This window comes from Pedobacter sp. (assembly GCF_045628745.1).
Taxonomy (GTDB): domain Bacteria; phylum Bacteroidota; class Bacteroidia; order Sphingobacteriales; family Sphingobacteriaceae; genus Pedobacter.
The window spans coordinates 1-4,180 of record NZ_JAZQPU010000003.1 but is presented as its reverse complement, the minus strand read 5'-3'; the positions used below and the strand labels follow the sequence as shown (position 1 = coordinate 4,180).

Here is a 4,180-nt window from a genome sequence, read left to right as displayed (position 1 = left end):
CTCGCTATTGATGCGATCATAAGCACCTGTAAAGAAATCCGGATCATCTACATTTCCACCGAAGTAAGAAGCCCAGTTGGCCTGTTTACCAGAAAGCGTTTGAAATTCATATTGATACTTGGTATAATCAAGTACATTGAGTACTGGTAACTGCGAACCCAATTTTTCGAATCCCACATAGGTGTTATAATTGACGACAGTCTTGCCTAATTTTGCTGATTTGGTCGTAATTAATACAACCCCATTGGACCCGCGGGCACCATATATGGCTGTCGCGGATGCATCTTTTAACACATCGATAGCTTCGATATCATTAATGTCCACTGTGCGTAGTGCGTCATCCATCTGGAAGCCGTCTACAATATATAGTGGTGCAGTACCTTGTGAAATGGAATTTCCACCACGAATGGTGATGTTGATGGGTGCTCCCGGAGCACCACTTTGAGTAACAACCCTTACACCTGCAGCTTTACCAGTTAAAGCTTGTGCTGCTGTAGTTACAGGCGCCAGCACCAGGTCTGCCGCAGCTACGGAGGAAGATGCGCCAGTTAAGTCTTTTCTTTTTACTTTGGCATAACCGATGGCCACTACTTCCTCTAAAAGATTTTCCTCCCCTACTAACTCAACATTTAGCGTTTTAGAGGCAGAAACTACTTGTTCAAGGTTGGTGTAGCCAAGGTAGCGGAAGGATAAGGTAACAGGCTGCGCATCGGCAATGCTAATGTTGTAAGCCCCATTGACATCAGTCTGAACGACCTGATTTTTACCTTTTACCACAATTGTCACTCCCTGCAAAGGGATTCCACTGCTCTTGTCTTTTACAGTACCTTTTATGATTGTGGTTTGAGCGATGGCTAACTGCGACAGACAAACAAGCAGCGAACACATGAGCAGGCTGATTCTCATCATCAATTTGATATTCATATAAGCATATTTTGGTTATACGAATCTAATTCCTGCTTACAGCACTTCCATCCTGTCCCACCCTGTATGAAGGTGATTTTTTTTGAGAAAAAAATAGAGGAAAACAGAAAAACACTAATTCGAGTGGCTTTTACGGAGACAGGTTAAAGTTTATGAATATCGGCTTAAAGCATAAATATTATAAGATTTTCCTTTTCTTTATGCCCAAGTAAATAATAAAAGACCAATTTAACAAAAATGGAAGAAACACTTACCAAAATCAACGATTTAATATGGAGTAATGCGCTCATCATCCTATGTATGGGGACCGGAATCTATTTTTCAATAGTCACCCGGTTCCTTCAGGTGAGGTACATCAAGGAAATGTGGCAGTTACTCTTTGATGGGAAAAGCTCTGACAAAGGGGTAAGTTCCTTTCAGGCCTTTGCTATAGCAATCTCCGGTCGGATAGGAACCGGAAACATCGCCGGTGTGGCAACCGCTATAGCCATGGGTGGACCAGGCGCCATATTTTGGATGTGGCTAATTGCTTTTTTAGGTAGCGCTTCTGCATTCATCGAAGCAACACTTGGTCAAATCTATAAGCAGGTTAACAACGGAGAATATCGCGGTGGCCCCGCTTATTACATTGAGAAAGGTCTGGGCATGAAATGGTATGCTGTACTATTTGCAATTGCAACGGTACTAAGTACCGCTTTCTTCCTGCCTGGTGTACAAAGCAACAGTATAGCGTTAAGCATGCTAAATGCTTTTGATATTCCTGTAGTCTACACGGGAGCAGCAATTGTACTGCTGCTGGCGCTGATCATTTTTGGCGGTGTCAAACGAATTGGTAAAGTAGCTGAAGTTGTGGTTCCATTCATGGCTGGTGGTTACATCCTGATGGCTGTAGTCATCATGGGGCTTAACTTTACTGAAATCCCCTCCATGTTCGCCTTAATTATCAAATCAGCCTTTAATCTTGAGCCAGCTTTTGCGGGAGTCTTTGGTACGGCTGTGGCTTGGGGAGTGAAGCGAGGCATCTATTCTAATGAAGCCGGTCAGGGCACTGCGCCTCATGCAGCTGCAGCCGCAGAAGTAAGCCACCCAGTAAAGCAAGGTTTGGTACAAGCTTTTTCAGTCTATATCGATACCTTATTTGTATGCACCGCAACTGCTTTTATGATTCTTTTTACTGGTAAATATAACGTGGTGAATCCGGAAGGTGGTTATTTAGTAGAGAATCTCCCGGGAGCTAAAATTGGCGCGGAATATACACAGGCCGCTATAAGTTCCCATTTCCCATCAGTTGGTGCTGGTTTTGTTGCCGTCTCACTGCTGTTTTTTGCATTCACCACAATTATGGCCTATTACTACATCGCCGAAACGAACTTAAGTTATCTGGATAAAAAAGGGAACAAAATTGCCCTTAACCTACTTAGAATACTGTTGCTGGTTGCAACATTCTATGGTTCAGTAAAAACGGCTGAAGCGGCATGGACACTTGGTGACATTGGTGTAGGCATGATGGCCTGGCTGAATGTCATCGCTATCCTCCTGTTGCGCAAACCAGCATTAAAGGCCCTAAAAGATTATCAAAGGCAAAGAAAAGAAGGTAAAGACCCCGTTTTTAACGCCAAAGAAGTGGGCATTGAAAATACAAACCAATGGTAGCGAGTTACTCAGGAAAAATAGAGGAAAACAAAAAAGCCACTCGTTGGAGTGGCTTTTGCGGACCGGACGGGACTCGAACCCGCGACCTCCGCCGTGACAGGGCGGCATTCTAACCAGCTGAACTACCGGTCCGTTGATCTATTTGATCTTTTGTCCCTTTCGGGAATGCAAATATAGCGTGAATATCTTTACATCCAAACTTTATTTTATTTAATTTTTAACAGTCTAATTACCAGCGCCTTCTTTCATCTTTTCTGCATTCTCCGCAAACTGCAGTGCATCGATCAGCTCCTGAACACCACCATCAAGTACGTTATTCAGGTTATATAGCGTTAAACCAATACGGTGATCGGTTACCCTACCTTGTGGATAATTGTATGTTCTGATCTTTGCTGAACGGTCACCTGTAGAAACCATCGTTTTACGTCTTGCAGCAATGTCACCATTTTTTTTCTGCAATTCAATGTCATAAAGCTTGCTTCTTAACATCTCCATTGCAATGACACGGTTACCTAACTGTGAACGTTCCTGCTGACAAACCACAACTAGACCAGATGGCCTGTGGGTCAATTGAACCTTTGTTTCTACCTTATTTACGTTCTGACCACCGGCACCACCTGAACGTGATGTTTGCAGGTCAATATCCGCAGGATTGATATAAAGGTCAATTTCTTCAGCTTCAGGTAAAACAGCAACAGAAGCAGCTGAGGTATGTACCCTTCCCTGTGTTTCTGTATCAGGAACACGTTGAACACGGTGTACACCAGATTCATATTTCAATTGTCCGTAAACATCTTCGCCACTCACTTTAAGGATCACCTCTTTGTAACCACCGGCAGAACCTTCCGTTACATCAACAGTTTCCACCTTCCAGCCTTTTTGCTCAAAGTAGCGGCTGTACATTCTGTATAAATCACCGGCAAATAAAGCAGCTTCATCACCACCTGTACCACCTCTAATCTCGAATACTGCATTTTTAGCATCCTCAGGATCAACAGGAATCAACATTAAACGAACTCTTTCTTCCAGTTCTTCCTGCTCTTTTAAAAGCATGTCTAATTCTTCCTTCGCCATTTCGCGCATTTCCGCATCCTTTTCGGTGCTTAGAATTTCCTTATTGGCATCTATATTACTCATTACATTTTTGTAGACTTTATATTCATCTACAATCTTGCCTAAGTCTTTATATTCTTTGTTCAAAGCTGCAAAACGCTTCATGTCCTGCATCGTATCAGGATTACTCAACTGCTCTTCTACATCTTCCCACCGCAGCTTAATTGCTTCTAATTTTTCTAACATATCTTTTTTTCAGAAAATTAAATTCACTCTTATTCTCCGGAATGGCTAATGCCATACATCGCGTAGAAATAGAATTTCATTTATTTGAACACAAAAATAGGGATTTTTAGCTTAATTTTTCCCTTGAAAATAATTAAGGGTTAGCTCATTGCCATCAAAAACAGCATAGGAATTGTAATTCATCCATTCTCCAAGATTCACATAGCGACTATTTTCATTCAATTTAAGGTCCAATGGCAAATGGCGGTGACCATAAATAAAATAATCAAAATGTTTTTTTTGCAGGATCTCTTTGGAATAAATA

The 4,180-nt window shown here is 42.0% G+C and carries 3 protein-coding genes, 1 tRNA gene and 1 pseudogene; 1 reads left to right on the top strand and 4 read right to left on the bottom strand.

Annotated features, from left to right (window positions below):
• Positions 1 to 924: carboxypeptidase-like regulatory domain-containing protein (locus ACR2F7_RS00190; RefSeq protein WP_432711595.1), on the bottom strand; the 924-nt coding region annotated here is incomplete at its 3' end.
• Positions 925 to 1,161: 237 nt separating this feature from the next.
• On the opposite strand from ACR2F7_RS00190, the gene ACR2F7_RS00185 reads away from it, so the two are divergent.
• Entirely contained in the window at positions 1,162 to 2,577 is a 1,416-nt protein-coding gene (locus ACR2F7_RS00185; RefSeq protein ID WP_432711594.1) for an alanine/glycine:cation symporter family protein, read from the top strand.
• 58 nt (positions 2,578 to 2,635) lie between these two features.
• Here the strand turns inward: ACR2F7_RS00185 and ACR2F7_RS00180 are convergent.
• The 3 genes and pseudogenes from ACR2F7_RS00180 to ACR2F7_RS00170 all read right to left on the bottom strand — a co-directional run.
• Positions 2,636 to 2,709: transfer RNA gene (locus tag ACR2F7_RS00180), tRNA-Asp, on the bottom strand.
• 93 nt (positions 2,710 to 2,802) lie between these two features.
• Entirely contained in the window at positions 2,803 to 3,876 is a 1,074-nt protein-coding gene (gene prfA, locus ACR2F7_RS00175) for a peptide chain release factor 1 (protein ID WP_432711593.1), read from the bottom strand.
• A 111-nt stretch (positions 3,877 to 3,987) separates the two neighbouring features.
• A pseudogene (locus ACR2F7_RS00170) lies at positions 3,988 to 4,180 on the bottom strand (UDP-2,3-diacylglucosamine diphosphatase); the annotation flags it as partial.

What these genes read in the sequence shown, in the direction of transcription:
- prfA (WP_432711593.1), bottom strand. Translation starts at nt 3,876, where the DNA reads ATGTTAGAAAAATTAGAAGCAATTAAGCTGCGGTGGGAAGATGTAGAA.
- ACR2F7_RS00185 (WP_432711594.1), top strand. Translation starts at nt 1,162, where the DNA reads ATGGAAGAAACACTTACCAAAATCAACGATTTAATATGGAGTAATGCG.